At 44.0% G+C, this 3,089-nt stretch carries 5 protein-coding genes; 3 read left to right on the top strand and 2 right to left on the bottom strand.

From position 1 onward, the window contains the following. A partial coding sequence (locus tag DY78_RS11095) for a hypothetical protein (RefSeq protein ID WP_191982878.1) occupies nt 1-516 on the bottom strand: 516 nt, incomplete at its 3' end. 142 nt (nt 517-658) lie between these two features. After that, a complete protein-coding gene (locus tag DY78_RS11090) occupies nt 659-1,411 on the bottom strand; it encodes an alpha/beta fold hydrolase (RefSeq protein WP_024626267.1) in 753 nt (250 codons plus the stop codon). Between the two features lie 144 nt (nt 1,412-1,555). Between DY78_RS11090 and DY78_RS11085 the strand changes: the two genes are divergently transcribed. From DY78_RS11085 to DY78_RS11075, 3 genes are read left to right on the top strand one after another with little or no spacing between them, the layout of a single operon-like run. Continuing rightward, the gene (locus tag DY78_RS11085) at nt 1,556-2,029 is read left to right on the top strand and encodes a GNAT family N-acetyltransferase (RefSeq protein WP_024626268.1); all 474 of its coding nucleotides are present in this window, start codon (nt 1,556-1,558) and stop codon (nt 2,027-2,029) included. Nucleotides 2,030-2,083: 54 nt separating this feature from the next. Beyond that, the gene (locus DY78_RS11080) at nt 2,084-2,488 is read left to right on the top strand and encodes an HIT family protein (protein WP_420805687.1); all 405 of its coding nucleotides are present in this window, start codon (nt 2,084-2,086) and stop codon (nt 2,486-2,488) included. Nucleotides 2,489-2,490: 2 nt separating this feature from the next. Next, nucleotides 2,491-2,982, top strand: a complete 492-nt coding sequence (locus tag DY78_RS11075) for a cysteine hydrolase family protein (RefSeq protein ID WP_024626270.1) — start codon at nt 2,491-2,493, stop codon at nt 2,980-2,982. Nucleotides 2,983-3,089 lie beyond the last annotated feature (107 nt).

Below are 3,089 nucleotides of genomic sequence, written 5' to 3'. Positions count from 1 at the left end.
GAAGCTGATCTTTTTTGTCCGAACAGCGTTCGGATTAATTTTACAATCTACCAAAGTATTAGTCGTAATTCTTAGGTCGTTGCCAGTAATAAAAATATTATCGCGAAACATATGGTACTCTTTTAAAAATCCAGTGGTAACGGTAATCGTAATATATTCCAATTTTAGTGGTACTGAATTATTTGTATAGTTTTGATACGTAATATCACCGAATTTGATGTCTTCAATATTTTCCCACGGCAACCACATTACTTTGCGATTGCTAAAGGTGCCATAGCGGTAAGCAATTCCTTGCGGGCCGACGTCTAAGACGGCCGGATTGGTCAACAAGCGGTGTAAGGCAATCAGTTGGATGAATAGTCCCGCTAATATTAAAAAAGGACCCATGATAGTGAGTAAAATATGGGATGTAAGACCAATATTAATCATGGCGGTGCCAACTAAGATGAGCCCACCGCCCAACAATAAGTAGATGAAACACTGCCATCTGGAATAATAAAATTTATAATGAGTCAAAATTAGCTACCTCCGTTGCATAAGTATAATTATACCGAAGATAACCATATATCACGAGGGTTATTCATAAGACGCGCTCGGTGACGGGTCCGTTACTGATTATGATGGCTCGCTGATTGAACCTTACTAATGACGTCTGGCTTTAATTTAAATAGTAGTCAAAGAAATTGGTAATCTTATTCATTAATGGAATTTTGACCAAATGTTGGGCCTGATACCCGGTAATAAACGCCATTTGATTGGCATAGTCCGCTTGGTGGTAGCGGTCGAAAAAGTCGCGGGCTTGCTGATACGGAATGCGTTCATCAGCAGTCCCATGCCAAAACAACAGTGGCCGCTGTGCAATGGTTGCTGGATGTTGGTTCAAATCATAGGCATTAAGCCAACTTGTTAAAGTTTCCATGTCATTTGGTAAGTACAAATTGCGCCGTTTGGCATCTTTACGGACCAGTTGTGCATAGGCGGCTAAATTGGGCGTGCCCATAATGATGGCGGCCGCTTTAATTTCGGGATGGTGGGTGAGTAAGGCCCCAGTGGTCATGCCACCCATCGAATAACCGCCGACTCCGATTTTGTCAGCTAAAATTAGCCCACGTTGGCGGTAGTCAGTAATGATTAGCTCAAATTCGGCTAAGTTACCTTGAATACTTTGCCAAAAGGTCATCGATGGTAAGGTGCTCACTGGATGACTGCGTTCACCGTGGTTGGGCGCATCCGGCAAGATGACGCGCATTTTGTGACTCGCCAGTTTACGCGCTTGCGTTAAGACTAATTCTTTTTCTGAACGCCAGCCGTGATAGAACACGATCAGCGGCAAGGGGGCGGTCTGCCAGTCGCGGTCAACAACTTCTAACAGCGGAACGTCTTGAAGTTGACGATGATTAATATTAATCATTTGATACCCAGCTTTCTGATGGTTTATTTATATTATTATCATAGCATGGCCGCCAGAATTTGATAATTTGGCGATGGTCGACGATTATTTTTAGTGGTATTATTAAAAAATGATTAACGTGTTAAAAATAAAGGAGTGTTGCGAATGGTTTTGATTCGGCGTTTTCGAAAGACTGATGCAACGGCTGCCGTCAGCTTGATTGCGACGACCTTAAAAACGAGTAATGCAGTCGATTATTCACCGGAATATATTCAGGCGACGGTCCAGCGCATCACGCCGGCCTGGTTGATGCAAAAAGCCCAGGCCACGCATTTCTATGTTGTTATCGCTGATGATCAGTTAGTTGGTACGGGCGCGATTGGGCCGTTTTGGGGGAGCCAAACTGAAAGCAGTTTATTCACGATTTTTGTATCACCTAGTTGGCAGGGGCACGGTATTGGCAATTTGATCATGGCGCAACTCCAAACAGATCCTTACTATCTGCGCGCTAAACGGATTGAGGTGCCAGCTTCGATAACCGGCCGCGGGTTTTACGTGCATTATGGTTATCAATTTAAACCGGGGGTGCCCCATCCCGATGCCGAACAATTATATCGCTTAGAAAAGTGGCGATTGTAGCTGACAACTTGGCGTGACAATCGCATTGTATCAGCCAATAACGGTACCAATCCAATGGTGATGGCAACGTTACCGGGCGGGGTGGCAGTGTTTGGCGATGTCCAATTTTTACCGGGATACTCAGTATTACTACCGCGACGGGAAGTGGCCAGTCTGAATGAATTGACGCTACCGGAACGCACGTTGTTTTTGCGTGATATGAGTATCTTGGGTGATGCAATACAAGTTGCAACCAGCGCACAACGTATCAACTATGATATTTTGGGCAACACGGATGCGTTTTTACATGCCCATGTATTTCCAAGATATGCCACCGAATCACCGACGCATCTGGCTAAGTCAGTGTGGCTATATTCACCAGACCACTGGACCGCTGCTAAGTATGCGTACGATGCCCAACGTGACCAGCAATTGCGGCAAACTATTACGACTTATTTAAGCAATTATACGGAGGAATAATCATGATACAAGAAGCACTATTAGTTATTGATATGCAAAATGGGTTAACTGACACGCACGACTATCCTAAGGTATTGACGCGTATCAATCAGCGGATTGCGGCGTATCATGCGCACAAGCTACCGGTAATCTTCATGCAACACACCGATGAAGAATTACCGTATGGCAGTGATGCTTGGCAATTAGACGATAAGTTAGCTCGGCAACCCCAAGATCGGGTTATGCTTAAATATCATTCAGATTCATTTTTTGAAACGGGGTTAACGACTCATTTGCAACATCTGGGGGTCAACGAGTTGGAAGCGTGTGGGTTGCAAACCGAATATTGTGTGGATACGGCGATTCGTGTCGGTCATGATCGTGGGTTTCAGATGGCGATTGGCCGTGGATTGAGTACTACTTATGATTCGGCAATCCTGACAGCTGAACAAATTCGCGCCCACCATGAAAGTATTTGGGACGGTAGCTTTGCGACCTTATTAACGATTGATTAAAACGTGTGCTGATTAGTTTCAGCATGCTTTTTTATTTGAAAATAAGTCTGTTAAATTGGTAGATTGCAAATTTAATCCGAATTTTTGGACAAATTGTTCAGCATAAC

This window comes from Lactiplantibacillus fabifermentans DSM 21115, from assembly GCF_000498955.2.
Taxonomy (GTDB): domain Bacteria; phylum Bacillota; class Bacilli; order Lactobacillales; family Lactobacillaceae; genus Lactiplantibacillus; species Lactiplantibacillus fabifermentans.
Note: the sequence above shows the minus strand (reverse complement) of the source record. Positions and strands in the feature narration are given on the sequence as shown.